The 25,694-nt window shown below is 51.3% G+C and carries 30 protein-coding genes and 1 pseudogene; 16 read left to right on the forward strand and 15 right to left on the reverse strand.

What is annotated here, in order from left to right; genetic code table 11:
* Positions 1 to 325: 325 nt before the first annotated feature.
* Entirely contained in the window at positions 326 to 964 is a 639-nt protein-coding gene (locus tag NG42_RS13945; RefSeq protein WP_052900170.1) for a bifunctional 4-hydroxy-2-oxoglutarate aldolase/2-dehydro-3-deoxy-phosphogluconate aldolase, read from the forward strand.
* Between the two features lie 199 nt (positions 965 to 1,163).
* Here the strand turns inward: NG42_RS13945 and purT are convergent, their stop codons facing one another.
* A complete protein-coding gene (gene purT, locus NG42_RS13950; protein ID WP_052900064.1) occupies positions 1,164 to 2,342 on the reverse strand; it encodes a formate-dependent phosphoribosylglycinamide formyltransferase in 1,179 nt (392 codons plus the stop codon).
* A gap of 138 nt (positions 2,343 to 2,480) precedes the next feature.
* Here purT and NG42_RS13955 point away from each other — a divergent pair, with 138 nt between their 5' ends.
* Together NG42_RS13955 and NG42_RS13960 are read left to right on the forward strand one after the other, a co-directional pair.
* Complete coding sequence (locus tag NG42_RS13955) at positions 2,481 to 2,795, forward strand: YebG family protein (protein WP_052900065.1); 315 nt, start codon at positions 2,481 to 2,483, stop codon at positions 2,793 to 2,795.
* 113 nt (positions 2,796 to 2,908) lie between these two features.
* A complete protein-coding gene (locus NG42_RS13960; RefSeq protein WP_052900066.1) occupies positions 2,909 to 3,565 on the forward strand; it encodes a tellurite resistance TerB family protein in 657 nt (218 codons plus the stop codon).
* 36 nt (positions 3,566 to 3,601) lie between these two features.
* On the opposite strand, the gene NG42_RS13965 is transcribed toward NG42_RS13960, so the two are convergent.
* Complete coding sequence (locus NG42_RS13965) at positions 3,602 to 4,030, reverse strand: GNAT family N-acetyltransferase (protein WP_156322131.1); 429 nt, start codon at positions 4,028 to 4,030, stop codon at positions 3,602 to 3,604.
* A 104-nt stretch (positions 4,031 to 4,134) separates the two neighbouring features.
* Here NG42_RS13965 and NG42_RS13970 point away from each other — a divergent pair, with 104 nt between their 5' ends.
* Complete coding sequence (locus NG42_RS13970) at positions 4,135 to 6,198, forward strand: prolyl oligopeptidase family serine peptidase (RefSeq protein ID WP_052900068.1); 2,064 nt, start codon at positions 4,135 to 4,137, stop codon at positions 6,196 to 6,198.
* Here NG42_RS13970 and exoX read toward each other — a convergent pair whose 3' ends face one another.
* The 3 genes from exoX to NG42_RS13985 all read right to left on the reverse strand — a co-directional run bounded on the left by exoX (position 6,199) and on the right by NG42_RS13985 (position 7,934).
* A complete protein-coding gene (exoX, locus tag NG42_RS13975; protein ID WP_052900069.1) occupies positions 6,199 to 6,858 on the reverse strand; it encodes an exodeoxyribonuclease X in 660 nt (219 codons plus the stop codon). It abuts the gene before it with no gap.
* A 27-nt stretch (positions 6,859 to 6,885) separates the two neighbouring features.
* A complete protein-coding gene (locus tag NG42_RS13980) occupies positions 6,886 to 7,629 on the reverse strand; it encodes a carbon-nitrogen hydrolase family protein (RefSeq protein ID WP_052900070.1) in 744 nt (247 codons plus the stop codon).
* Positions 7,630 to 7,703: 74 nt separating this feature from the next.
* A complete protein-coding gene (locus NG42_RS13985; RefSeq protein WP_052900071.1) occupies positions 7,704 to 7,934 on the reverse strand; it encodes a DNA polymerase III subunit theta in 231 nt (76 codons plus the stop codon).
* A gap of 163 nt (positions 7,935 to 8,097) precedes the next feature.
* Here NG42_RS13985 and yobA point away from each other — a divergent pair, with 163 nt between their 5' ends.
* From yobA to NG42_RS14000, 3 genes are read left to right on the forward strand one after another with little or no spacing between them, the layout of a single operon-like run.
* Complete coding sequence (gene yobA / locus NG42_RS13990; protein ID WP_052900072.1) at positions 8,098 to 8,475, forward strand: CopC domain-containing protein YobA; 378 nt, start codon at positions 8,098 to 8,100, stop codon at positions 8,473 to 8,475.
* Positions 8,476 to 8,478: 3 nt separating this feature from the next.
* A complete protein-coding gene (gene copD, locus NG42_RS13995; protein ID WP_052900073.1) occupies positions 8,479 to 9,357 on the forward strand; it encodes a copper homeostasis membrane protein CopD in 879 nt (292 codons plus the stop codon).
* Between the two features lie 51 nt (positions 9,358 to 9,408).
* Positions 9,409 to 9,750 carry a YebY family protein gene (locus tag NG42_RS14000; RefSeq protein ID WP_052900074.1) on the forward strand — a complete coding sequence of 114 codons (342 nt, stop codon included), beginning with the start codon at positions 9,409 to 9,411 and terminating at the stop codon, positions 9,748 to 9,750.
* Positions 9,751 to 10,124: 374 nt separating this feature from the next.
* Here the strand turns inward: NG42_RS14000 and NG42_RS14005 are convergent.
* A pseudogene (locus NG42_RS14005) lies at positions 10,125 to 11,209 on the reverse strand (tyrosine-type recombinase/integrase).
* Between the two features lie 340 nt (positions 11,210 to 11,549).
* Here NG42_RS14005 and yjbE point away from each other — a divergent pair.
* Positions 11,550 to 11,756, forward strand: a complete 207-nt coding sequence (gene yjbE / locus NG42_RS22070; RefSeq protein WP_241488361.1) for an exopolysaccharide production protein YjbE — start codon at positions 11,550 to 11,552, stop codon at positions 11,754 to 11,756.
* 361 nt (positions 11,757 to 12,117) lie between these two features.
* Here yjbE and NG42_RS14015 read toward each other — a convergent pair whose 3' ends face one another.
* From NG42_RS14015 to NG42_RS14030, 4 genes are read right to left on the reverse strand one after another with little or no spacing between them, the layout of a single operon-like run.
* Positions 12,118 to 13,248 (reverse strand): glucosyltransferase domain-containing protein, encoded by a 1,131-nt coding sequence (locus tag NG42_RS14015; protein WP_162231550.1) that lies wholly within the window; start codon positions 13,246 to 13,248, stop codon positions 12,118 to 12,120.
* A 14-nt stretch (positions 13,249 to 13,262) separates the two neighbouring features.
* Positions 13,263 to 13,505 (reverse strand): hypothetical protein, encoded by a 243-nt coding sequence (locus tag NG42_RS14020; RefSeq protein WP_052900077.1) that lies wholly within the window; start codon positions 13,503 to 13,505, stop codon positions 13,263 to 13,265.
* Complete coding sequence (locus NG42_RS14025; RefSeq protein WP_052900078.1) at positions 13,498 to 14,415, reverse strand: glycosyltransferase family 2 protein; 918 nt, start codon at positions 14,413 to 14,415, stop codon at positions 13,498 to 13,500. The genes NG42_RS14020 and NG42_RS14025 overlap by 8 nt, the downstream gene beginning before the upstream one ends.
* Complete coding sequence (locus NG42_RS14030) at positions 14,412 to 14,774, reverse strand: GtrA family protein (RefSeq protein ID WP_052900079.1); 363 nt, start codon at positions 14,772 to 14,774, stop codon at positions 14,412 to 14,414. Before NG42_RS14030 ends, NG42_RS14025 begins: the two co-directional genes overlap by 4 nt.
* A gap of 245 nt (positions 14,775 to 15,019) precedes the next feature.
* On the opposite strand from NG42_RS14030, the gene NG42_RS14035 reads away from it, so the two are divergent.
* From NG42_RS14035 to NG42_RS14045, 3 genes are all read left to right on the forward strand, one after another.
* Complete coding sequence (locus NG42_RS14035; protein WP_052900080.1) at positions 15,020 to 15,271, forward strand: colicin transporter; 252 nt, start codon at positions 15,020 to 15,022, stop codon at positions 15,269 to 15,271.
* Between the two features lie 63 nt (positions 15,272 to 15,334).
* Positions 15,335 to 15,676, forward strand: a complete 342-nt coding sequence (locus NG42_RS14040) for a colicin E3-like toxin immunity protein (RefSeq protein WP_053115853.1) — start codon at positions 15,335 to 15,337, stop codon at positions 15,674 to 15,676.
* A 5-nt stretch (positions 15,677 to 15,681) separates the two neighbouring features.
* Positions 15,682 to 16,110: a DUF4186 domain-containing protein gene (locus NG42_RS14045; protein ID WP_052900081.1), complete on the forward strand. Its 429-nt coding sequence runs from the start codon at positions 15,682 to 15,684 to the stop codon at positions 16,108 to 16,110.
* Positions 16,111 to 16,134: 24 nt separating this feature from the next.
* Here NG42_RS14045 and NG42_RS14050 read toward each other — a convergent pair whose 3' ends face one another.
* On the reverse strand, positions 16,135 to 16,563 hold the full coding sequence (locus NG42_RS14050; RefSeq protein ID WP_052900082.1) for a type II toxin-antitoxin system HicB family antitoxin: 429 nt from the start codon (positions 16,561 to 16,563) through the stop codon (positions 16,135 to 16,137).
* An 89-nt stretch (positions 16,564 to 16,652) separates the two neighbouring features.
* Between NG42_RS14050 and NG42_RS14055 the strand changes: the two genes are divergently transcribed.
* Positions 16,653 to 17,030, forward strand: a complete 378-nt coding sequence (locus NG42_RS14055; protein WP_052900083.1) for a hypothetical protein — start codon at positions 16,653 to 16,655, stop codon at positions 17,028 to 17,030.
* A 130-nt stretch (positions 17,031 to 17,160) separates the two neighbouring features.
* Positions 17,161 to 17,403: a hypothetical protein gene (locus NG42_RS14060; RefSeq protein WP_052900084.1), complete on the forward strand. Its 243-nt coding sequence runs from the start codon at positions 17,161 to 17,163 to the stop codon at positions 17,401 to 17,403.
* A gap of 95 nt (positions 17,404 to 17,498) precedes the next feature.
* Here the strand turns inward: NG42_RS14060 and NG42_RS14065 are convergent, their stop codons facing one another.
* Positions 17,499 to 18,521 (reverse strand): glycosyltransferase family 9 protein, encoded by a 1,023-nt coding sequence (locus NG42_RS14065; RefSeq protein WP_052900085.1) that lies wholly within the window; start codon positions 18,519 to 18,521, stop codon positions 17,499 to 17,501.
* Between the two features lie 180 nt (positions 18,522 to 18,701).
* Entirely contained in the window at positions 18,702 to 18,911 is a 210-nt protein-coding gene (locus tag NG42_RS23765) for a YmiA family putative membrane protein (RefSeq protein ID WP_338152346.1), read from the reverse strand.
* Positions 18,912 to 19,197: 286 nt separating this feature from the next.
* On the opposite strand from NG42_RS23765, the gene NG42_RS14070 reads away from it, so the two are divergent.
* From NG42_RS14070 to NG42_RS14080, 3 genes are all read left to right on the forward strand, one after another.
* Positions 19,198 to 20,148, forward strand: coding sequence for a VirK/YbjX family protein (locus tag NG42_RS14070; RefSeq protein WP_052900086.1), 951 nt, complete (start codon positions 19,198 to 19,200; stop codon positions 20,146 to 20,148).
* Between the two features lie 66 nt (positions 20,149 to 20,214).
* On the forward strand, positions 20,215 to 20,670 hold the full coding sequence (locus tag NG42_RS14075; protein ID WP_241488360.1) for a GNAT family N-acetyltransferase: 456 nt from the start codon (positions 20,215 to 20,217) through the stop codon (positions 20,668 to 20,670).
* Positions 20,671 to 20,874: 204 nt separating this feature from the next.
* Positions 20,875 to 21,522: a metallophosphoesterase gene (locus tag NG42_RS14080; RefSeq protein WP_052900087.1), complete on the forward strand. Its 648-nt coding sequence runs from the start codon at positions 20,875 to 20,877 to the stop codon at positions 21,520 to 21,522.
* Positions 21,523 to 21,549: 27 nt separating this feature from the next.
* Here NG42_RS14080 and rsmF read toward each other — a convergent pair whose 3' ends face one another.
* A complete protein-coding gene (rsmF, locus tag NG42_RS14085; RefSeq protein ID WP_052900088.1) occupies positions 21,550 to 22,986 on the reverse strand; it encodes a 16S rRNA (cytosine(1407)-C(5))-methyltransferase RsmF in 1,437 nt (478 codons plus the stop codon).
* A 98-nt stretch (positions 22,987 to 23,084) separates the two neighbouring features.
* A partial coding sequence (locus NG42_RS14090) for a PqiB family protein (RefSeq protein ID WP_156324266.1) occupies positions 23,085 to 25,694 on the reverse strand: 2,610 nt, incomplete at its 5' end.

Here is a 25,694-nt window from a genome sequence, read left to right on the forward strand (position 1 = left end):
GGCAACGGTGGCATCAAGCAGTGCGTTCTGTCGGTACTGATGAAATGGGGCCAGAGCGCCCCGGAAAAACTTCTGGCATACTGTACGGACACTGTTTCCCCGCCCATTACTGGGGATCCCTCAGCGCTTCGGCGGGTTTTTTTATGGTTACCGTCAGCAATTAGATAAATTGAACCGTGGTTTTAAAAATATTGCGATGGCATGGACGGCATTCAGCAAAATCATGTATGGTAGATGCGCTATCACTTTCCTGACGCCAGATGCGCGTCACTTTCGCCCGCTGCCGCCGCCGGGATTCGCAGCAGGCTCGACAGGAGATACACTGATGAAGAACTGGAAGACGAGCGCTGAGCAGATTTTGACAACCGGACCGGTCGTTCCGGTTATCGTCGTCAATAAACTGGAACATGCAGTTCCGATGGCGAAAGCGCTGGTTGCTGGCGGTGTTCGCGTGCTGGAAGTGACGCTGCGTACGCCGGTGGCGATGGATGCGCTGCGTGCGATTATCAACGAAGTGCCTGAGGCGATTGTCGGTGCGGGTACCGTGCTGAATACTCAGCAACTGGCGGAAGTGACGGAAGCCGGTGCGCAGTTTGTGATAAGCCCTGGGCTTACCGATTCACTGGTAAAAGCGGCGGTTGAAGGCCCGATTCCCTTGATCCCGGGGATCAGCACCGTGTCAGAGCTGATGACTGGTATGGATCACGGATTACGCGAGTTCAAATTCTTCCCGGCAGAAGCCAATGGCGGCGTGAACGCGTTGCAGGCGATTGGTGGTCCTTTCCCTCAGGTGCGTTTCTGCCCGACCGGCGGTATTACGCCGGGCAACTACCGTGATTATCTGGCGCTGAAAAGTGTGCTCTGTATTGGCGGTTCGTGGCTGGTACCGGCAGATGCGCTGGAAGCGGGTGATTATCAGCGGATTACCGAGCTGGCGCGTGAAGCGGTGTCCGGCGCGCGTTAATCGGTGAAGTTGTCGGGGCGTGTTTATCGGCGCCCGTCCTGCTGGTAAGCAGGGTGCAAACCCGCGGCACGGGCGGCGAGAACGCCGCCCCTACAGGAAAATCAGTAAAATTAACGGGTACGCCGGAACCCTGTAGGGGGGCCGTTTTCGGCCCCCGTCCTGTTGGTAAGCAGGGTGCAAACGCCGCCCGTGTGCTGGATTATCCGCTGACCTTAACGCCGCCTGCGCAAGCAACTGCACGTGCCACGGCATCATCAATGCTGTCACCGGTTGCCAGCGCCACGCCCAGGCGGCGTTGACCGCGAATCTCTGGCTTACCAAACAGACGCAGTTGCAGACCGGCACCCAGTACTGCAGGAACGCCGCTAAACTGCACATTATCGCTGTCCAGCTGGGGCAAAATCACCGCCGATGCTGCCGGACCATACTGACGAATACCGCCAACCGGTAAACCGAGGAAAGCACGTACGTGCAGCGCGAACTCCGACAGATCCTGTGAAATCAGCGTCACCATACCGGTATCGTGCGGACGCGGCGACACTTCACTGAATACCACCTCGTCACCACAGACAAACAGCTCAACGCCAAACAGCCCGTGGCCCCCTAAGGCACTGACCACTTTCTCCGCGATCTCTTCGGCGCGTTTCAGCGCCAGCTCGCTCATCTGCTGTGGCTGCCAGGATTCGCGGTAGTCACCATCCTCCTGACGATGACCAATCGGTGCGCAGAAGTGGATGCCGTCGACCGCGCTGATGGTCAACAGCGTAATTTCGAAATCAAAATTCACTACGCCTTCAACAATCACCCGACCGGCCCCGGCACGCCCGCCTTGCTGCGCGTATTCCCACGCCCGATCGAGCTGTGCGGCTTCGCGGATAAAGCTCTGACCCTTGCCAGATGAACTCATCACCGGCTTCACAATGCACGGGAAACCAATCTCTTCAGCAGCCTGCAGGAAAGCGGCTTTGCTGTCGGCAAAACGGTAGCTGGAGGTCGGCAGCGCCAGTTCTTCAGCCGCCAGCCGGCGGATTCCTTCGCGATTCATCGTCAGGCGGGCGGCGCGGGCGGTTGGCACCACGCGTTGGCCCTGTTTTTCCAGTTCGATCAGCATATCAGTGGCGATAGCTTCGATTTCCGGCACAATATAATCAGGACGCTCTTGTGCCACCAGCGCTTTCAGCGCTTCGCCATCCAACATATTAATCACATGGCTGCGATGTGCCACATGCATGGCGGGTGCATCGGCATAGCGATCGACAGCAATCACTTCAACGCCTAAGCGCTGACATTCGATCGCGACTTCCTTACCCAGTTCACCTGAACCTAAAAGCATCACGCGAGTTGCGGCAGGGCGCAGCGCGGTTCCAAGAGTCGACATAATACCTACCTGAAGAGATGAGAAAAAATCGCGCGCAGTATAAACGAAAACGATTGCGCGGGCATCTGCTTTGCCGGCTTGATCGTAAAAAAAGCTGCTGCTATACTGGATATAAATACAGTTAAATGGGCGAGAATCATGGCTATTGAAGTAAAATATGTCGTTGTCAGAAAAGGTGAGGAAAAGATGACGTTTGCCAGCAAAAAAGAAGCGGATGCTTACGACAAAATGCTCGATATGGCAGAAGTTTTTACCGACTGGCTAATGACAAGTGGTGTTGAGCTGGATGAAGCACAGCGTGAAGCGCTGGGTATGCATCTGGCTGAGAACAAAGATGCGGTCACCCATATCCTGCGCACCAGCAAAATGCCGAAAAATAGCAGCAGCGCGGCAATGGATGAAGAAGCAGATCAGGGGAAAGCTAAACCGGTGCGTGCGGTTAAAGCAGCCTGATTTAGTGGGTCGCATCATTATGGTGCGATGTTTTCCCGACTTTTCTTCTGCTTACGCTTCTTGACGCCTGGTGTTCTACTCTGAAGTTCATCGGTTTTTTTGAAGGAAATAAGATGAGCAACTGGCTACAGCAAATTCAGTCTGTATTAGGTAACAGTAAAAGCAGCGGTAAAACTGGCGGCGAAGGGCTAAGTAAAATGCTGGCTCCAGGTGCACTCGGCGGTCTTGCCGGGTTACTGATCGCCAATAAGTCAGCGCGTAGTCTGCTGACCAAATACGGTAAAAACGCGCTGATTATCGGTGGCGGCGCGGCGGCCGGTGCAGTGCTGTGGAATAAATATAAACAGCGCGTCAGTGAAACGCATCGCGATGAGCCGCAGTTCGGCCAGAGTGAAACGCCGGTTGATTCCCGTGCGGCGCGCTTAATTACTGCCTTGGTATTTGCAGCGAAAAGTGACGGCCATATCGATGCGCAGGAACGCCAGTCAATTGAACAAAATGTTCATCAGTTGGGCATTGGTACACAGGGCGAAAAGCTGATCCAGCAAGCTATCGACCAACCGCTCGATCCGCAGCTGCTGGCGCGCGATATCCGTAATGAAGAAGAAGCGCTGGAACTCTACTTCCTCAGTAATGCGGTGATTGATGTCGACCACTTTATGGAGCGCAGCTATCTACAAGCATTGGGCGACGCGCTGAAAATCCCGCAGGATGTGCGTGACGGCATTGAAAACGATATCCGCGAAGAGAAGAAAAAACTGACTGCCTGACAGTTGGGGCCGGGTAATCCCGGCCTGATCCTGCCGTCAACCTGAGTTACTCTCACCTTCTGCCAGGCGCATATGTAGCAGTGGATAAGGGTTTCCCTGCGCATCCAGCGCAGACCGTCCGGTTACCACAAATCCCATACTGAGATAAAATCCCGTCCCCTGCGGGTTTTGTTGGTTGACGTCCAGTTCGCGCGCGGCAAGCTCAGTCACAGCAAAATTCACCAGTTGCCTGCCAATGCCCTGACCGCGCAAGTCGGGCTCAACAAACAGCATCTCAATGCGCTGTGCTACCACGCCAACAAACCCTTGTGGCAGCATATGATTATCCAGCCAGACATAAGGAGCGACATAAACTTTCAGACGTGCGATCTCCTGCTCAGAAAGAAAGTCATGAGTGGCGCGCACCGAACGTTGCCAGATTTCCGTCAGATGGGGGTACTCCTGTGGGTTAGCGAGGCGGATCATGATTATTTCCTTATTACTCCCTTGTTTAATTTACCTTTACCGCTTGGCATTCATCACGTCAGATGCCACCCTTACAACAACTGTCTTAAGGGTGTAAACGGACTATGACTGCTCCATCAGCAAAGAAAATTCCTCACGTAATGACTCTGCATGGCGAAACACGCCAGGATAACTACTACTGGTTGCGCGACGATCAGCGCGCAGATCCTGCGGTGCTGGAGTACCTGCAAGCGGAAAACGACTACGGTCAGCGAGTGATGTCTTCGCAGAAAGCGTTGCAGGAACGGGTACTGAAAGAGATGGTCGATCGTATTCCACAGCAAGACCACTCAGTACCTTACGTTAAAAATGGCTATCGCTATCAGCGCCGCTATGAAACCGGCAACGAATACCCGATCTATACCCGCCAGCCTGCTGAAACCGCCACCCCGGAGCAGTGGGATACGCTGCTGGATGCAAACCAGCGCGCTGCACACAGCGAATTCTATACCATGGGGGCGCTGGATATCAGTCCTGATAACCAGACGATGGCGCTGGCCGAAGATTTTTTGTCACGCCGCCAGTATGGCATTCGCTTTTGCAATCTCAACAGCGGTAGCTGGTATCCGGAAGTGCTGGAAAATGTCTCCTCCAGCTTTGCCTGGGCAAATGACTCCCGTACCTTCTATTACGTGCTGAAAGACAAAACCACGTTGCTGCCGTGGCAAGTATGGCGTCATACCCTCGGTGAACCGCAGAGTGCCGACCAGCTGGTTTATGAAGAGCCGGATGATACCTTTTATGTCAGCGTGCATAACACCACCTCGGAACACTTTATTCTGATCGCCCTGAACAGCAGTACCACCAGTGAAATTCTGTTGTTGGACGCCGAATATGCCGAAGCGAAACCGCAGGTGTTCTGTCCGCGCGTCAAAGATCATGAATATACTCTTGACCACTATGATCACCATTTCTATGTGCGCTCTAACCGTGAAGGTAAAAACTTCGGCCTGTACCGCACCGACTATAGCGATGTTTCACGCTGGGAAACGCTGGTGGCGGCGCGCGATAATATTGTGCTGGAAGACTTTCAGCTGTTTCGCGACTGGCTGGTGCTGGAAGAGCGCCAGCGCGGCCTTACCAGCCTGCGCCAGATCAGCTGGAAAAGTGGTGAGACGTTTGGCATCGCGTTTGACGATCCGGCGTATGTTACCTGGCTCTCTTACAATCCCACCCCGGATACCAGCAAATTGCGCTATGGCTATTCGTCGATGACCACGCCTTCGACGCTGTTCGAGCTGGATATGGACAGTGGCGACCGGCAGGTGCTGAAACAGTCGGAAGTACAAGGTTTCGACGCCAGCCAGTATCGCAGCGAACATTTGTGGGTCAAAGCGCGGGACGGGGTTGAGGTGCCGGTATCGCTGGTTTACCACCGCCATCACTATCAGCCGGGCAAAAATCCGTTGCTGGTCTATGGCTACGGCTCCTATGGCAGCAGCATGGACGCCGATTTCAGTGCCAGTCGCCTGAGCCTGCTCGATCGCGGTTTTGTGTTTGCGCTGGCGCATATTCGCGGCGGCGGCGAACTGGGGCAACAGTGGTATGACGATGGCCGCTTGCTGAATAAACTCAACACATTTAATGATTTTATCGACGTCACCCGCACGTTATTGCAACAAGGCTATGGCGATGCACAGCGGCTATACGCGATGGGCGGCAGCGCCGGGGGGTTGCTGATGGGCGCGATAATCAATCGTGAACCGCAGCTTTATCATGGTGTGGTGGCGCAGGTGCCGTTTGTTGATGTGGTGACTACCATGCTGGATGAGTCTATCCCGCTGACCACCGGCGAGTATGATGAGTGGGGGAATCCGGCGGAGCAGCAATACTACGACTATATTCGTCAGTACAGCCCGTATGACAATGTTACCGCGCAGCCCTATCCGCATCTGCTGGTCACCACCGGGCTGCACGATTCTCAGGTGCAATACTGGGAACCCGCCAAGTGGGTCGCGAAGCTACGCGAGCTTAAAACGGACGATAACCTGCTGCTGCTGTGCACTGATATGGACTCTGGCCATGGCGGTAAGTCGGGGCGCTTCAAGGCTTATGAAGGGGTAGCGCTGGAGTATGCTTTCCTGATTGGGCTGGCGCAGGGGACATTAACCTCCAGCCACGCCCGTTAATTATTCGGCCAGATGGTGCTGCATCGCGCTGCGAAGATCGGCTTTCAGATTCGGGATATTTTTCAACACCCATTTAAGATATCCCGGATCGCGCTTCGCCACTTCCTCTATCTTGCGTCCGCGATATTTGCCAAACGGGAAGGTATCCATGCCGCTTTTTGGCTGCATACGCGCCAGCATTTCAGCCGCATCCCAGCCGGTAGTTTGCATAATGCGAATCAACAAAGCGGCGGTAACGTAGCAGTCATACAACGCGCGGTGCGCGTGCAGGTCAGCCGGAGGGTTAACCTCCAGCTGCAAACTTTCGCGCAGCGCCTGGTTACCATACTTAATGCCGGGCCACAGCTTACGCGATAAGGTCATGGTGCAAATCCATTCGCCATGCATTTCCGGCAATACCCGACGGTCAAAACTGGCGTTATGCGCCACATAGTATGGGCTGCCATGATAACGGCCAATCGCTTCTTCAATTGGCGGTTTGCCGATTACCATTGATTCACTGATGCGATGAATGGCCATTGCCTGGCGGCTGATTGGCCGGTCAGGAGAAACCAGGTCGCTCATCGGATTGACAATCTGGCCGTCAATAACATCAACCGAAGCGACTTCGACAATGCCGCCTTGCAGACCACAGGTTTCTGTATCGATTACGCGTAACATGATTTACCTTCCCGACAAATAGTGCGCTTAGCCTAACGGATGGATTTCGCCTTGCCAACCCTGTTTATCGCGGCGGGCGATTAACAACTGTTCTCCGTTTTTGCAGCGTATTATTTGTTTACCACTGGCATCCCAGAACGCGCTGCCGCCAACGCTTTGATAACCACCGGTGGGTTGTGCGTGATTGGCCATTAAGACAGTCATCTGATAATTGACAGCCCAGCTGGCGAGATAATTGCAGTGACTGGCGTAGTCTGGTTCCGAAATCAGTACGCCGGTGGCATAAAGGTCGGCCCCGTTTTCGGACGCCTCACGCGCAAATTGTTCAACGGCAATGTCGGCACAAACGGCCATAGCCACATTACGCGAATGACTGCCAAATACCGGGCCACCGTAACCGGGCTGAAAGAACTCCACCTCTCTGCCACGCAGATTACGCTTTGCATAGGCTAAACGCGTACCCTCAGACAAAAAAGACACCGCAGCAATATGATAACTGTCCCCGGCTCGTAACGGCATGCCCACAATAATATTCATCTGATGATGCTGTGCGGCTTCGGCCAAAACATCCAGTCGTGTATCGTCCAGCGATAACGCCAGCTCGCGACCCGCGTCTATCTCATAACCGGTCAGGGATAACTGGGGAAAAAGCAGAAGATCGACATTCTGACTGGCTGCCTGTTGAATAAAAGAGAGATGGTGTGAAATATTCCCGTCAATATCACGAGAGCGGGAAGCATACTGTGCAGCGGCTACACTCCAGAGTGACATAGGTCGTTCCTGAATTCAGATTGATTAGTCAATATATCACCGCAATTCACCGGGGATCTCAAGGCGTCTGCGGCTTATTTTTGTTTAGGCTCGTAGGGTAAGCGGGACAAACTCAGAGACGCCTGGCGATATTGCATCAGACGCTGACGAAACCAGTCGCGCAGCGCTTCGGGCTGCTCACGCTCAACCATTTCGGCAATAACGGGCATATTATAGCGCTCTTTAAACGCCACACCGGCGGCGGCCAAATCGACATTGATTTTATCTTTCTCTTCCTGCGACAGTGTCGCCAGATTATGACTCATTATCTTCTCCTGTTGCTGTGCGGCAAAAAGTAATGCAGATAAGCATAATTGGCAAGCAGAGGTGCGTATCGATAGACGTTATCGCCTCGACAGCCCTGCGGTAGCGGAGTATTCTTTTGCTCTCATCGGCAGCCTGCCGGCTGCAGCACAGAAGGATGACCCGATGTTTAACCACAAATTCTCCTCTTTTTTTACCGCGACAGCGCTGCTGGCGACGGTCGCTTTCTCGCAATCAGCCATGGCGCATGCGCATCTGAAAAGCCAGTTTCCAGCGGCAAATGCCAGCGTTGACGCGGCACCGCAGGCGCTGACGCTGACTTTTTCAGAAGATATTGAGCCGGCATTCAGCGGCCTGGAAATCAGCGGTGCCGATAATAAAGCGCTGCCAGTGGCAAAAGCCCAACGCAATGGCGCAAAAAAGAATCAGCTGATTGTTCCACTGGAAAAGCCGCTGACCAGCGGAAAATATCAGGTTAACTGGCACGTACTGTCCGTTGATGGTCACAAAACCAAAGGGAACTACACCTTCAGCGTGAAGTAACCGATGGCGCTCAGCACACTATATATTGTCTGCCGCTGGCTGCATTTTGCGGCAGTGATGCTGTTAGCTGGCAGTGCGTTTTATAGCGCACTGCTGTCGCCAAAACGTTTTAAAGCTCATCTGGCACAGCGGCTGCATCCGTTAATGCTGGCAAGCAGCGTGGTGGCACTTCTCAGCGCAGTGGCTCTACTGGCAGCACAGACCGGGCTGATGAGCGGTGACTGGCGTAATATCACCGATCCTGACACCTGGCAGGCGGTACTCGGCACAGGCTTCGGCGAAGCCTGGCAGTGGCAAATTATACTGCCGCTGATTGCCTGTGCGACTTTCCTGCTGCATAGCGCGTGGCGTCAGCCGTTATTACTGCTGCTGGGACTGGCCCAGCTTACCGGGCTGGCATTTGTTGGCCACGCGGCAATGCTGGAGGGCTGGCCTGGCGCATTTCAACGCGCCAACCATGCACTGCATCTGATTTCATCGGCATTCTGGGTCTGTGGTTTACTGCCGTTGCTGCTGCTGATGACCGATGCACGCAATATCGCGCTACGCAGTGATGCGATCCGTGCCATGATGCGTTTCTCGCGTTATGGCCATCTGGCGGTTGCACTGGCAATATTCACCGGTATTATCAACGCCCTGATGATACTTGGCTGGCCGCTGGTTAGCTTTGCGCTCTACAGCCAGCTGCTGTTGGTTAAAATCCTGCTGGTGGGGCTGATGGTGGCAATTGCGCTATTCAACCGTTACTGGCTGGTACCGCGTTTTCGCCGGGCAGGGCAGCGGGCGCAGCAGGGGTTCATCCGCATGACGCAGGCAGAACTGTTGCTGGGTACGCTGGTGGTGGTGCTGGTCAGCATCTTCGCCACTCTGGCTCCGGCATAAATTATTTTGCGCCTGATCGATCGGGCGCGTTCAGTGAGGTTAGAAAACTCGATGAAAAAACTGGTCTGTTTACTGCTCGCGATGGGCATCAGCAGCAGCGCACTGGCTGCGTCGCAAATCATTACCGTCAGCCGCTTTGAAATCGGTAAAGAGAAGTGGGCGTTTAACCGCGAAGAAGTGATGTTAACCTGCGCCGCCGACCACGCGCTGTTCGCGATCAATCCCAGCACGCTGCTGCAATATCCGTTAAATGAAAAAGCTAGCGAGATGATGAAAGCCGGACAGGTAAAAGCGCAGCCAATCGATGTCATTCAGATTGATGACCCGAAAAATCCGGGGCAAAAGATGAGTTTGGCGCCGTTTATTGAACGCGCAGATAAACTCTGCAACTAATTGATTTAATTTATTTAATTAGCGCATTCCGCCGCGAGTGCGCTGAACCGCCTTTCAGCACACTGCTAGTCGACAGCTTTCATTGGCGAAAGGCCGGATTCGGATTTCTGCCATCCCGATCACAGAGTTAACTTCTTTCTTGCAAGCGGTTTACAACCGGCTGGAATTCCCCCTTAGTTTGTCTACTCTTTAAAGGGCAAGGCGACACCGCCTGCATTAATGCCAACTTTTAGCGCACGGCTCTCACAAGAGCCATTTCCCTGGACCGAATATAGGAATCGTATTCGGTCTTTTTTTAATTTGTTGATTTAACTCGATATTTTTTGTGTCATCACGAAATTCCACGAAAAACCCTCGAATTATTTATATTCGGTTTAAACCAAATCATACCCGGCACCACGGGCATTCAGATACTTTTTAGTCATCGACAGGTTTTTGTGTCCCAGCAACTTCTGCGCGAAATCCTCGCCATTCTCGGCTTCGAACAACCGACTTGCCAGGCTGCGTATCTCATGAAATGTCGGTGGATTTTCACCGAACTTAATACCGCTCAATTCTCGCGCTTCTGCAAAAGCCTGGGTTAAAGCATCCGGCGTAACAGGGCCAGGCATTCTCCCCCCGCGCCTTACGGCTGAATAGATCATATTATCTGACGGATTATCCCGTCGGCATAAATCGATAACTGCTTCAAGTGACAACCCGATGGCTTTTAGCTCCAGGTTTAAAGGTACGGCCAGCTTATGGCTGGTTTTACTCTGAGTGATAAATACGCGATTATCCCTGACATCGCTGAAAAGCATCCGCGTGACATCTTCCCGCCGCTGGCCGGTAATCAGGCCAATATTCATGGCGTTTTCCAGCCAACCACCCATATTGGCGGCCGCATCTCGTATTGCAAGAAATTGCGCCAGCGTCAGCCTTTCTCGCTTTACCTACGGCGATGGTGTGCGGGTGGGTTCAACTGGCCTCCTGTCGGTCACACCTTCGACTACTGCTTTCCTGAATACATTGAGCAATAAAGAACGCAAGGCAACGGCCATGCTCCTTTTGCCGCATTCAACACACGACTCCAGAAACAAGGCAATATCACGCGTTGATATAGCCGTAATGGCAAGACGGCCAAACTCAGACTTTAATGTCAGCAATTGATTGGTGCGAATTTTCATGGTGTTCGGCTTGAGGTTTCGACGCGCAAGAATGACGTCGTACCTTTCAAGCCATTTAAGAAAGTAAATTGTGGGGCTTCTTTAAGCCGGTCAAGTAGTGCTGAGGGGATATCGTTTTGCTCAATGAAATTGTTAGCCTCTCTAGCCTGGGCGACCGCTTCCCTGCGAGATATGCGCCCTAACGACAGCTCCTGGCCGGTGACGGGATTGCGCCAGTAATAGCTTTGCCTTGCCTTTCGATAAGTAAGGTTTCTGGGCAAATTAGCGTCGTAACGTGTCGGCCTGTTCGGCATATCTCAGTTTCTCCAGCAGGCTTCCAGTCTTGGGTTGTATTAATCGTCGGAGGAGCTGGCTATCAGTGCATGCTGAGCACGCACGTGCACGTAAAAATCATAAACAATAAGACACTAAAAACTGAGACTGATCTGATTGATAGCATAATATTTGTTTTTTTACAAAAGTCTTTTTTTCAACGTTTCAATCATAACATGTTGATATTTAAGCGATTAAAGTTTTCATCAATTTCCAGGTTTGCGGCTAGAATAGATAGGTAAGTTTGCAATATGAAACTTTGGCTGCATAAGAATATTTAATGGAGATGTAACGATGAAATCAAAAATTGCTCTGGGGGTCATGTTTTTGACTCTTAGCCTGGGAGTCCATGCTGCTCCAACTGATGGAGGAGCAGCTGGCTCCGATGCCTCAACCTTATCTCAGGGACAGGTGGATGCATTGGGAGTTGGCGCTGTGGCGGTACTTACTGGTGTTTTAATCGCTTCTGCGGGCGGAAGTGGGGGTGAAAGTACGGGTACGACTACCACTACATCTACTACAAGATAGTATGAATTAAATCTGGCTATCACCTGCCAGGCTCTGATGATTGAGACGGAAAAGCCCGTGTTACACCGGCATAAATTCGTTCAATGGAAAGGGAATTCCAACTGTAGTTTAGCTGCGTGTAGTAACTGACATTATGATGACAAGATTGATGTTAAGTGCTGACGTGCAGGATAGGATAAGTGCTTTTTTTAATACATCACACTTCTACCTGTAATCATTTAATCGAAAAGCTATCTTTTAAAAAGATGTCGTAGAGAGTAACAGAGAAAAACATCGCTTAAAGGTTCCTGTATCATTACCCAACCTCTCCAACACTTATTGTATAAGTGGAAGTGTAAAAAAAGGGGTAAGCCCCTTAATCTTATTTCATAATAAAGTGCAGGTTATTATCTTTGGCGTATCTGGAGTAGTAATTATTTCCCTTATCGCCTCTGGAAAAATCTGCTTCGCCGCAGTCACCCCAGTCGCTGACAATTCTGTCTTCCCCGGAATTCCTTATGAAAAATCTTATAGCCCAGGCTTCCTCTGGATTTAACCACGAGATAAACTGATTAAACCGGACAAATACATTCTCCTCCCTGGAGATGCTTGAAGCACAGTGTATATACACCTTTTCATACTTCATACCCTCTTTTGATTGGGTTTCATTAATGACCAGTGACGACAGGGTTTGATAACGCTTTAATTGCGCCCTTAAGTCCCCTGAGAAAGCATAAGACATTACGGTTGAATGAAGTACAAGAACGCCAGCAGCAAAGATGAACGTAATATTGGCAACTCTGCCTGTTATTACCAGGGAAGAGAATAGCAATAATGTAGCAATTGACATTAATACCCGAGGGCCAACAAATCCCTCATCTAAAATTACGGAAGGCATTATGGATGTTGCGGCTAGCAATAAAAACAGCACAGTGAAGAGCAGGGCATGTAAAAATCGCCTGCGCATTGCGATTACCACCAGAGATAACAGAACTGAAAACGCAATTATTAAGAACAGATAGCCAGATCCCGAGTACAGTTCGTGCAGCTTTTCATGCAGGAAGAGTAGGTTTTCACGGGTGCGCATGAATCCGGCAATTTCACTCCGTTTTAATATCGAGGAAGAGCTTGCGACAAAGAGTAAAAAATAGCTGGCAATAGCAATAAATGAGGATAGCAATAAGCACAGTGCGTCTTTTATAATCTCTGGAATACTTTCATTTTTTGACAGTCTCCTGTAGATGACGCACAGATATAAGCAGCCAGATATCACTATACTTGCCTGATATAGTAATAATGAAAGAAAAATAAGTACCGATGATAATAAAACGCCAATGACTCTATTTTTCGGCGAGTAGCAGGCAGTAACAGAGGCAAAAAAAACAGACATCGCCATTGGCAGGCAGTCGTATTGATAGGCGAAATTTTGCAGGGGAAATGGATTGGCAAATAATATGGCGCAAACCAGCATCCCCATAAATCCTTTCGAATGGAAAATTTTTCTGTAAACCACTAAGGATGAGGCTATCAATATGGCCAGAGAGAGTATTTAGGCAGGGGGCTTAAGTTGACTTCTTCAAATCCGAAACCTGGATTTTTATATAGCACATCAGCAAATGGCCTGCCAAGTTGACTAAGGCTAACAAAACCCCAGTAACTTCGGCTTAAGTCATCCCGGAAAGGCATATCATAAATGACAAGTGGCAAAAAGATAAGGGCAATGAGAATTGCCAATAGTTTTTCTGTTTTAGAACGAAATAGATTATCCATTTCGCCTTCCCTTCAAAATGTAGCGTGGGCGCTGTTTGACTTCAACGTAAATCCTGCCGATATACTCACCCAGTACACCAATGCCAATCAACTGTACGCCACCAAGAAACAGAATTGAAACAAGTATGGATGGGTAGCCGCGCACCGGATTACCCCAGCACAGCGTGTCGAGAATAAGCCATGTGCCATAGAAGAATGCAAACCCAGCAACCATCAGGCCAATATAAGTCCACATGCGCAGAGGGAATGTGGAGAAGCTGGTGATCCCCTCGAGTGCAAGATTCCACAACTTCCACGTATTGAACTTGCTGTTACCGGCTACACGTTCGGCACGGGTGTATTCAACAACTTCAACTTTTCCACCAACCCAGCTCAGAACCCCTTTCATAAACAGGTTACTTTCTGGCAACTGCCTTATATGCTCAACCGTCGCGCGCGACATAAGCCTGAAATCGCCCACGTTCTCTTCAATCTTGGGGTTGCTGATTTTATTGTGCAGGCGGTAGAACCACTCAGCTGTCTTGCGCTTCATACGCCCGTCTGTGCTGCGGTCTGAGCGTTTCGCCAGTACCACATCTGCGCCTTCCTGCCACTTCCCGATCAGCTGATGGACGACTTCAATCGGGTCCTGCAAATCAACGTCGATAGGAATCACCGCCTCTCCGGTGGCATTATTTAGTCCGGCAAACAGCGCGGGCTCCTTGCCGAAGTTGCGGGTGAAAGACAACGGAATAACCTGCGGGTCTGAGACTGCCAACGCGTTAATCAGGTTTTCAGTATTGTCTGTGCTGCCGTCATTGATAAAGACGATTTCTACCTGATACTGCGCCAGTTCCTTGCGCACGGTCTGATAGAAAATGGGGATGGTGTCTTCTTCATTAAAGACCGGGACGACCAAAGAGATTTTCATTTCAATTCCCTGAATATGATGTATTTCGAATAGAAGAACCCACACACCAGGCTGACGCCCGAGAACACGACAAGTGTGAAGAGAGCCGGCAATTCGCATTTATCAGCCAGCCAGCCAACGAAAGCCGCCATGCTTCCCATGAAAAGCACATAAAGCATGTAGCGAAAACTGGTGGTTTCGGAGTCAAATGTCCAGCGGGCATTGGCGAAGAATGAGAACGTTACCGCTATGCAGAATGCGCTGAGGTTTGAAAGGGTCTGACTGACGCCAGCGGTGTGCATAATGACAGAGAACGCCAGCCAGTGAATGGCGGTGTTAACCACCCCCACCGATGCATAGCGTGCGAAGAGCTTGAACATAGGCAGACTCTAAAAAAATGTGCGGATAATCCTAGCACTATTTACTGAGATGGCAAGGCCTGGTAAGGTTTTATAATGGATCGCCGTTTATATTACGAATGAACAGACATCTGATGATGTTTTCGTTTCAGGGCGATCATAAAATGGAGTAATCCTGAAGGAGAAATAATGAATGACGTTAATTTTTACCGAAATACGGTATATGACAACGGCACAGATTATTTTATTCTGGGGGCAATAGTACGATGAAGCTGACCGCCAAAGCAGCTAAAGAGGTCTGTGCTGAAGCAACGACGCGTAACGTGTTTATTGGCAGGATTGAAGCGGGTCATTGGTTGAACTCTGGGTTTCGTCCTGACGGGAACGCAACGTGGGATGCTAAGTCAGAGCTGGAGTCTGCGGGCAGATTTCAACAGAATAACCAGCTTGCGATAAAGAATATCGCAGATGATAAGCGTGAGGGTTATAATACCTTCATTATTACCACTGTCAGATAACTTTAAAATTCCTTACAGGGCGCGCATTGTTACAGTATTCAGACATTTTACAGGCGTAGTGTTGTGGGACTGAAACTTAATCTGACCGGGTTTGATATGAAAACAGGAAATTGTATCACAAATGTCGACTCAGAAGACTTCGGTAATGACAGTACTATCATTGACCTGCCTGGGCTGTCTGTCGGGAATGATGTTAATCATGGTGAATTCCCTGTTAAAAAAAGTGGGTGGCAATTATCCAGCCGTATTTTAATGAGAGGATTGAACTTGATAAGTATCGCTACTTCGTTGCTCTGGATTATCGTTAACTTGATTAAATTTAATATTGTCTTCTGCAACGTCAATAATACCCGGCAACCAAAAAAGACTAAGATAATGGTCGCTCTCCCGATCCCGATGCGGTAATGCCCATGCCAACAATTGATGAAATCCTTTCACAACTATCCCGTTCAACTTTTCGCCAGCGTTTCTGTTTAGGCCGCGTTGAGTATGATTATTGCCTGAATAAGGGCGAAGCGGTGGTCCGGCAACACGCGTCTGATTTTATTCAGCAGCGCCTGTCAGCCGCGATTCCGGCTAACGATGGTAAGCAGACGCCAATGCGTGGACATCCGGTGTTTATCGCCCAGCATGCCACAGCCACCTGTTGTCGTGGTTGCCTGAGTCAATGGCATGGCATCCCTCAGAATCAGCCGATGACTGCTGAGCAGCAGGCCCTGGCGGTAGAGGTGATATCAGCCTGGATTCATCGACAGATGCAGAAGCCTGCGCTGCCGCCGAAGAAAACAATCAAAAAAAAAGCCAAACCTGACGCCAGCGGGCAGCTGGATTTACTCTGATAAATCCAGGTTGCTACAGAAAATTTAAATCGCCGTCACTGAAACTGAAACCTCAAACCCCAGCAGATACAACGCCTGTTCCAGCGTCTCAACTTTAGAAGCATGGCTGACATCCAGCAGTCGGTCAGTTTGTGAGCCATTCATACTCATTTTTCTTGCCAGCTCAGCCTTGCGAGTACCGGTGTTAATCAGTGAGTTACTTAGGGCGGCTTTCAGGCAGGTCAGCAGCGGCAGGTAAACCAGAATATCGCCCTCGGCTGCCCCGGAGGGATGCGGGATCAGTTTACGTGAGTCGATGCTGTCACCAATGGCAGCGATTAATCCCTCGGTCGCTTCTAACTCGATATCATCTTCGCTCAGGGCGACGGAAGGGAGCGTTTCGAAGTCACGAAATACGATTTCCCAGGTGCCCGTTTCCTCATCAAAGCTAACTGATGCCGGATATTTATACATGTTTAACCTCTTAAAAATCGTGATTTCTCAATAGCTTTTTATGACTGTCAGCCATACGATAAGCGATAACACTACGTCAGGGATATCAGATGCGTAAAATTCTTGGGTTGCTTATCGTGTTACCCCTCACCAGCTTTGCCGCCGTTACCGAAGTGGATAAGGCGGCAAACGACCTCTGTACTGCCGAGTGGCGCATTCTCGACAAAGCCGCCTCCACTGACGGAGCGATTCCGCCCATCATCAATGATGAACTTAAACGCTTTTATGCAATGGGTTATACGCTGGCGGATTTTGGCCTCAGTGAGAACGAATTTGTCGCGGAAACGCTGCAAACAACTGAAGCTTATCGTAAAGATCACCGGCCACCGAGTCCGTACCGCTACGACGCTGATACCCGCGATACACTGCGCGAACTCATGATCCCGGCATGTAGCAGAAAAATGCAGCTTGAGCTAAACAAACACTGAGTTCTGTTCAGATTTTCTGTCGCGGCAGAATGGCTTAAGCTGCGGTTTCCTGATTGATATAAGCGATACCAATAAAGCACGTCCGGCGGAAAAGAGTGTTGGTAATAATAACCTTAAAAAGGTGTGAACTATGGGAACCTTATTAGCGCTGTCAGGATTGGTTTTGGGCGCCTGGGCGGTGCGCGGGATCTGTCTTAAGCAACAGAGCAATGCCAGTAAGCTGATTAAATCGCTGATTGCTGCAGCTTACTTTCTGGGTATCGGTGGGTTAGCGGGTACTGAAGAGAATAAAGCGCCGATGGTGATTGCGTTGTTGCTGATCGGGGCTGCGCTGGTCTGCTATTCGAACTATCGTGATAAGAAGGCCGGGTAGCGGTTAATCACCCTTTTTTTCGGGATGCTGAGGTTGCCAAATGCAGACCACTGACACTCTCCTGCCACCAATAGCCTGGCAGGAGAGTGTTTCACTTACGCGCCGCCTTTCAGCACTGATTCACGCAACTGAACAAACTGTTGTTCAACAGTGTCCACCGAGATATCACCGACATTCCGCGACTCTGCGGAGAGCACTTTATTAGGCACCTGCCATGGGCCCCAGAACCAGGCGTCGCTGTTTCCAAAAAGCGCCACCACTGGCTTACCCAGTCCCGCCGCAATATGTAGCGCACCGCCATCACTGGTCAGCATCTGGTCGCAGAGTGAAACCGCGGCCATCAGTTCGCGCAGAGTGTGGGTGACGACCGGCGTCAGGGCGATATCCTGGCAGCGGTCGATAATATATTGCGCTTTTTCATCATCACCGGGATGCTGCTGATTATCGGCGCTGCCCGGCGACCAGAACAACAGAAAGTGACAATTTTCCTGACGCGCAAGGCGGTGCGCCAGTTCAATAAATTTATCTGCCTGCCAGCGCTGCATCGGCTTGCGCGCGCTGATTTGCAATCCATACCGCGGAACGCCATCCGGCAATGAGAGTTGTTGTGCCGCTTTTGTCAGTTCCTGCTCAGTAACATACAGTTCCAGTGCTCCTGGTTGCTGATTAATACCGAGAGTCTGCGCAAACTGATTCAACAACTCAACGATATGGTTTCGCTGCTGAGTGGGCGGAATACAGTCAGTAATTGCTGGCGGCGCATTTTCGCCTATCGCGATAATGCGTTTCGCGCCAGAGAGCCTGGCCCATTGCAGGGGGCGTTTATCCCACTGTTCGCGGGCAATGATCGCCACGTCATAACCTGCGCGCCGGATATCAATCATTGTTTTGCAGCGTCGGAAGATAACCCCCGCTGCGGACTGGCCGGCGTGGCGATGATGAAGTTTACTGTAGATATGAACTTTACCCACGTGCGGGTTATGCTCAAGAATCGGCTGATTATAGGTATTAACCAGTACATCAACTTTACAGTTTAGTGAGGTAGCAAGCGTTGCGATAAGCGGGGTAGTGAGGATGAGGTCACCAATGTTATCACGTCGAATTAACAGAATTTTCATTTCACTTTGATATGCTAATAAACTGTGTATTACAGCCTAACATAACTTGGTGATTTAAGAGTATTTTTTAGTTATATTTCACGATGTTTTTCCAAAAAAATAAACCTTTCTCAGGATCTCAACGAAGATATTACGATACTTTAACGCCCGGTAATGGGAACGGCGATGCAGTTGTATGTTTCAAAAGTAGCTAACCCAGGCCGTTATCACCAGCAACCAAAACATTGCGCTACCAGTAAAGACCAGCGTCCATGCAGTTCGTTTACTTAACATTTTCTCTCTCCTTGTATTTTTCCGGCATCTTAGCCTGTTACCGACAGGTGCCGGTATGCTACGGGGAAAACAGGTATGACAAATAACTGTTAAAAACCAGAGTTTAATTGCCTGGATAAAAAAATATCATTTTATGTTCGCAGGCAATGCCACAGCATTATGGTATGTGATTAGCCTCAGGAAGGCACTACTATTATCCGTTTCTTGATGTTTATCAGAGCTTTTTTTTAAAAGAAACTGTAAAGGTTTATCCCATTAGCATTTCGGTTATCTTCAACAGTATCAGGTTAAACAGAAGGTCAACATTGATGAAATGTTCTCCTGTCATTTTTGCTCATTAAATAATTGTTTAGTTTCATTCTGATGAAATAGCGCAAATTTGAAAATGATGGTTACATGAAAAATGTCACAATTTATCCTGTCACATGAATTACCGGCATCGGAAAGCGCTTTGCAACTGTTTACTTCTCTGGTCAGCGGTAAGATTAAACCCGGTAACGCCTGGAATCGGGTGGGTTACCGGCTTAAATTTTTGCTGCGTGCGCTAACGTTGCCGCATTCAAGTCATCTTCTGTTAACCAATCTGGCGCGTAATGAACGTCTGCAAATGATCCTGCAGGCGCAACCGGCGCTGCCTCTGAAAATCTACCGCCCTTATCTGGCGGCGAATCTCGGCCACCAGCAGGCGGTAGAGGCGTTAAGTCAGCACTATCTGCAACTGGAAAAGCATCTGCCAGCCAGTCTGTTTGACGGTTATCTGTCCGCTGACGGCGTGGTGCTGGCGCGCTTGCAAGGCAAAAATGATGAAACCTATCGTATCAGACTTATGGCGATGGATCAGCTGAACAAGGAAGGGGAAGCGACGCTGCTGTTCGAAACTGAGCAGGGTGTGCTGCTGGCCACCATCACATTCAGCGTATTCCATTTTCAGCAGCAGCAGACGCTGTTTATCGGTGGCATTCAGGGCGCAAGGCCGGAAACACCGCACGAAGCTATCCAGCTGGCGACCAAAGGCTGTCACGGCCTGTTTCCGAAACGCCTGCTGATTGAAGCGCTTTGTGGTCTGGCGCAGCATCTGGAGGTAAAGCAGATTCTGGCTGCTGGCAATAAAACCCATATTTATCAGAACTGGCGCTATCACCATAAAAAGAAAGCGCAGCTGTTTGCTGATTATGACAGCTTCTGGCAGTCACTTAACGGTGAGCTTACCGGCGACAACTATTTCCGCCTGCCGCTGCGGGTTGAGCGTAAGTCGCTGGATGATATCGCCAGTAAAAAACGCGCCGAATATCGCCGTCGTTACAGCTTGCTGGACAGCCTGGACAGTCAGCTGGACAGCCAGTGGCCTAATTAACTCTGTACCCACGCGCTGCTGTTGATTATTCTGAGATTATTCAACGAATAATCATAAGGCGGCGTGATGCTCAGAGCGATGCAGCAAGCGGAATTTGAGGAGTGGCAGCAGTTATTTATCGATGACTATGCTGAAGATATGCGGGCTAACTCGGGTTACAGTGACGAGTTAGCCCGTCAGCGGGCGCAAAAATCGCTTGATGACTATCTGCCGCAAGGTCTGGACTCAGCGCGCCAGGTGCTATTATCGATTGAGATGGCGCAGCAGCTGGTGGGTTATCTATGGTACCAGCGCGATGAAAGCAGCATCTACATTAACGATTTTATGGTGTTGCCCGCATTTCGCGGTCTGGGCTACGGCAAACAGGCGCTAGGTGAACTGGAAGAACAGCTAATGAAGCAGGGCGTCGGGGAGATTAAATTGCGCGTAGCGGCGGATAATTTTCGCGCTAAAAGGTTATATGAAGCCTGTCAGTTTAAAGTGACGGGATATAATATGACCCGGATACTTAATAATAATTAACAGAGACAGGTTGCCCGCACCAGCCGGATGACGACTTCCAGGAGTAACAGGCAGCCTGAAAATAGCAACACCAGTGTCAGAATAAAATGCTTACGGTCATCCATTGTTACTTAATCCCTGTGCGAATTATCCACGATTCCTCTATTTTAAGTATTACTACTTAAATGAGACATCAATATTGCCATTATTGATAAGCGGGTTGCAATGATTTATCAGTCACTTAAAGGTGAACAGTGGCGACATATTTATATTGTTGGTGATTTGCACGGTTGTCGGGCGTTACTTGATCGGCAGTTAATTGCCCGGCATTTTGATTACCAACAGGATTTACTGATTTCCGTCGGTGATTTAATCGATCGCGGCCCGGACAGCCCTGGCTGTCTGGCATTATTGCAACAGCCGTGGTTTCGCTGCGTTATGGGCAATCATGAAGTTATGGCGTTGAATGCCATCAGCGAAGGCGAGCGCTCCTTCTGGGAAAGGAATGGCGGCGACTGGTTTTATCAACTTAGCGGTGCGCGGCTGGTTGCGGCCAGACATGCACTTAATCGCTGTCGCGGGTTGCCGCTGATTTTACAGCTGACGCTGGCGCAGCGCACGATAGTAATCGCCCATGCTGATTATCCCGCCAGCCACTATATCTGGGGGCAGGCGGTCGATACTCAGCAGATATTATGGAGCCGGGAGCGGATTAACGCGTTGCAACGCGGCAGCGGAGCCGCGATTTCCGGGGCAGATGCGTTTTATTTTGGTCATACACCGTTAAACCAGCCGCTGCATGCTTTCAATCAGCACTATATCGATACCGGTGCAGTGTTTGGTAACCGCTTAACCCTGCTGCAACTGCAGTAATCTGCCGCAGGGCCGGGGATTCTGCTATCAGGCTCTGAACAGCTTGCCATCCCGTACCAGATCGCGTGGATAGTTGTTTTTCAGGCGATTTCCGACTTTTTTCGCCAGACCAATCGGCTGTTGTTGCCAGGTGACGATCACTTCATTCCGGGGGATTTCACCTTGCGGATAGATATCCCGTCCGCGATACCACTCTTCCGCTTCATCTTCACTCAATTCGAAACTGTTTTCCGGCGTCGGGCGTGCCAGCGCAACAGTGGCTTCATGCTGCCAGCGATAACCTTTCGGGAAAGTTTCCGCCAGTTTTAGGCCAATACGTGAGAAACGCACTCTGCCGAGTAAGGGTTCGATCGCCGCCGGGAATAACCACAGTTCTTTATCGCGCTGCCACAGCGTCAGCGAGTCGTCCCAGTGCAACCCGGACTGGTTGGCTGCCGCAGCAATTTCTGCACTTAGCTTACGGCTGAGCGGGGAGAAGGGCAGTTTGCCCACTTTGTAGCCCGGTTTTTCCATCGGCTCGACCGAAGCGGTTTTACGCAGCCGCGCGACAAAGAAACCTTCGCTGTCGAAAATATGGGGAAATACGTGCAGATAGCCTTCCGCAGTCAGCGCCTGTTCCGCACCGTCAAACAGCCCGTTTAGCGGCTGCACCTCAACGGCATCGGGATAGCGCGCCAGCAGCCACGCCACCACCTGCTGATTTTCGGTCTGGTTCAGGGTACAGGTAGAGTAGATCAGCGTGCCGCCGGGTTTCAGCGTATGGAAAGCGCTGTCAATCAGATCGCACTGGGTAGCGGCGATCTCGCGGGTACTCTCCGGCGTCCAGTTGCGTAGCGCATCGGCATCTTTACGCACCACCCCCTCGCCGGAGCAGGGCGCATCCAGCAGGATCGCGTCAAAGCACTCCGGCAGCGCCGGACCAAAAACCCGGCCATCAAAGTGGGTCATAGCGGTATTGCTGACGCCACAACGGCTGAGATTGGCATGCAGCACTTTTACGCGGCTGGCAGAGTATTCGTTCGCCAGAATGGCACCCTGATTGGCCATACGTGCCGCCATCTGGGTGGTTTTCGATCCTGGCGCAGCGGCCACGTCCATCACGCGTTGCGGATGCGGTTCGGCATCAAACAGTGCGCTGACCGGCAACATCGAACTGGCTTCCTGTATATAAAACAGGCCGCTGAGATGCTCGGCGGTACTGCCGAGTGGCAAGTCGTCGCTATCCTCACGGGTAATCCAGAAACCTTCTTCACACCACGGAATCGGCGTAAGCTGCCAGTTATAGGGGGCGACCCGTTGCAGAAAATCGGCCACGCTGATTTTAAGCGTATTGACGCGCAGACTGCGGCGCAACGGCTGCTGACTGATGGCGATAAAAGCATCAAAGGCGCTGCTGTCAGGCAAGGCTTCGCGCATAACAGTTAAAAAGGATTCAGGAAAAAAGACGCGGGGAGAGTGAGCCACTGACGGGTTCCGTTACAGAAAATGAAGCGGCAAGTTTAACACAGGAACCGGCAAAGCAAAAAAGCAACGGGCGACCTGAGTCGCCCGTCAGATTGAGGTTAACGCGGGATCGCGGTTCCCCATTTACGCCACTCTTTCGGCTCTTCATCCAGCAACAGGAAGTGCTTATTGGACGTCGCCTGGGGGGCCAGCGGCACCGTTGGCGGGGTAGCAAACTGAATGCCGCCGCGAATAAACTGCTGGAAGGTGCCGGTTTTCACCACGCCGCCAATCAGGCCGAACTCAAGGTTATAGCCGGACGCCAGCCAGAACACCGAGTTGTTACGGACCAGATGCTGGTATTTTTTGCTGATGCGCAGGGTGATCTGTACGCGATCCGCCATGCTGCCCAGTGAGGTGCCGGTCACGGTACCCACTTCAATACCACGGAACAGAACCGGGGTGCCGACCGACAGCGACCCGCCTTCCGGCGCATCCACCACCACACTCAGGCCATCAAGATAACGTGAGTCGGTGATCGTGGCTTCCTGCAACTCAAAGCTGCGCGCGGCACGGCCTTTACCAGGATCGACGTTAATATACGGCTGCAGCAGGGTTTCCAGATGATTAACGCCAGTGGCGGAAATTTCCGGTGAAACCACCGAGAAACGGCTGCCCCAGCGTGCGAAGTCATCGACATATTCCGGATAGAGCACCGCTTTGGCGATCACCTGGTTTTTATCCGGGCTGAGCGCCAGCGATTCAACCTGACCGACATTAATGCCGAGATAGCGGATGGGCATGCCTGCGGCCAGTTTGCTGGCATCAAAGGTATGCAATGAAATCTGGCTGCCCACTGCGCGTGCCGCAGTTTCAGAATCGTACAGCACCCGTTTTTGATCGCGGCTGATACCGCTACTGGCACCCGTCAGGTTATCGAAGCTGATAGCGCCTTTCAGCGCGCGATTCAGCGGAGAGGCCTGCACCGTCAGGCCGCTGCCGTTAAGCTGCACGCGTGCGCCGCCTTCGGCCCAGAACACGCTGTTTTGCGTCAGCAGCTTGCGGTATTCCGGTTTGATATGCACCGAGACGTCAAACTCATTGGCTTTAGGCGTGACGTCAACAATCTCACCCACCTGGAATTTACGGTACAGCACCACCGAGCCAGCCTGGATATCCGGCAGGCTGTTGGCCGTCAGCATAATGGTGGTGGGCGGACGATCGCTGGTAATCCCTTCTTCGGCTTTTTCACTGTCGGCATACAGCGGATAACTGTTTTTCACCGCGCCTTTCGCGCCAGGTTCCAGCCGAATACCGCCATCAACCCATTCGCGGGCGCTGGCACCCAACACCTGCATACCATCGATGCCTAATTTTACATTCAGCCGACTGTTAATAATAAATTTGCTGTCGCCATGCACCAGATGGCGGTGATCCGCAGCAATCGCCACCTCAAAACTGACGCCTTTCTCGTCCAGCTTGCGGCTGATGACCTGGCCGATTTTCATACCATGTAGCATGATCGGCTGGCCAGCATCAATACCATAACTTTCCGGTGCGCTCAGTTTCAGCGTCAGCACATCCGGCTGTTGCAGTAAGGATTCGTTACTGGGGCGTACCTGGAAATGGTCCTGATGCTCGCCGTCGCCCGGTATCAGTTCAAGCGTGTTACCGGTCAACAGGCTACTCAGGCTGGTATCCGTCAGGCTGACTTTCGGGCTGCGCATCTCAATGCGTGTACCTTCGCGCATCAGGCTGACCACTGACGGGTCGATGGTCATTTCACCGCTGACCCGGCCGCCGGGTTGCAATGTCATTTTGGTCAGGGTGCCGACTTCCAGACCCTGGTACATCAACGGCGTGCTGCCTTCCTGCAAATTTTTACCGTCGGGCAAATCAAGGGAAATCACCACGCCGCGCTGGCTGTGGGCGAGGTCAGGGTAGAGGGTGTAATTCTCTTCAGACGCGGCCTGCTCAGAGGCGTCCGGTGAGTCAAAGGCGACAGCACCATTGACCAGCGCCGCCAGACTTTCCAGCTGCACCTTCGCGCCCGCCAGACCGACATCGGCTTTCACGCCGGAAACATTCCAGAAACGGCTCTCTTTTTTCACCAGATTGGTAAAGCGGCGCTCAATCAGCACATCCACCGTGACGCCTTTATTGCCTGGATTGATGCTGTAGTCATAAACGCGGCCAACCGGAATTTTTCGGTAATAAACCAGCGAACCGGTGTTTAGCGAGCCGAGATCCGGCGTGTGCAGATGGATCAGCATCTCACCGGTATTCACCCGGTATTTGGGCTGGGTATCCAGCGCGCTAAAGTTCTCGCGTGGCTCGCCTTTGCCCGGCATCATGCCGATATAGTTACCGCCAACCAGTGCATCAAGGCCGGAAACGCCAGCCAGTGAAGCCTTTGGCGTTACCAGCCAGAATTGGGTCTCTTCACGCAGCGCATCTTTCATATCGCTTTTGATGCTGGCTTTGATTTTGATGGTGCTCAGGTCGTCAGTCATGCTGATGCCTTGCACCTGACCGACTTCAACTCCCTGATAACGGATCGGTGTTCGGCCCGGCACGATGCCATCCGCCGACACAAAGTCGATGGTGATAGTGGTGCCGCGCTCTTGATAGTTAGTCCAGAGCAGCCAGCCTGCAATCAGCAGCGCGATTAACGGCAGGAGCCAGAAGGGCGATATTCTGCGCTTATTGGTGACTCGTGCTTTAGTCGG

Source organism: Winslowiella iniecta (assembly GCF_001267535.1).
GTDB classification, from domain to species: domain Bacteria; phylum Pseudomonadota; class Gammaproteobacteria; order Enterobacterales; family Enterobacteriaceae; genus Erwinia; species Erwinia iniecta.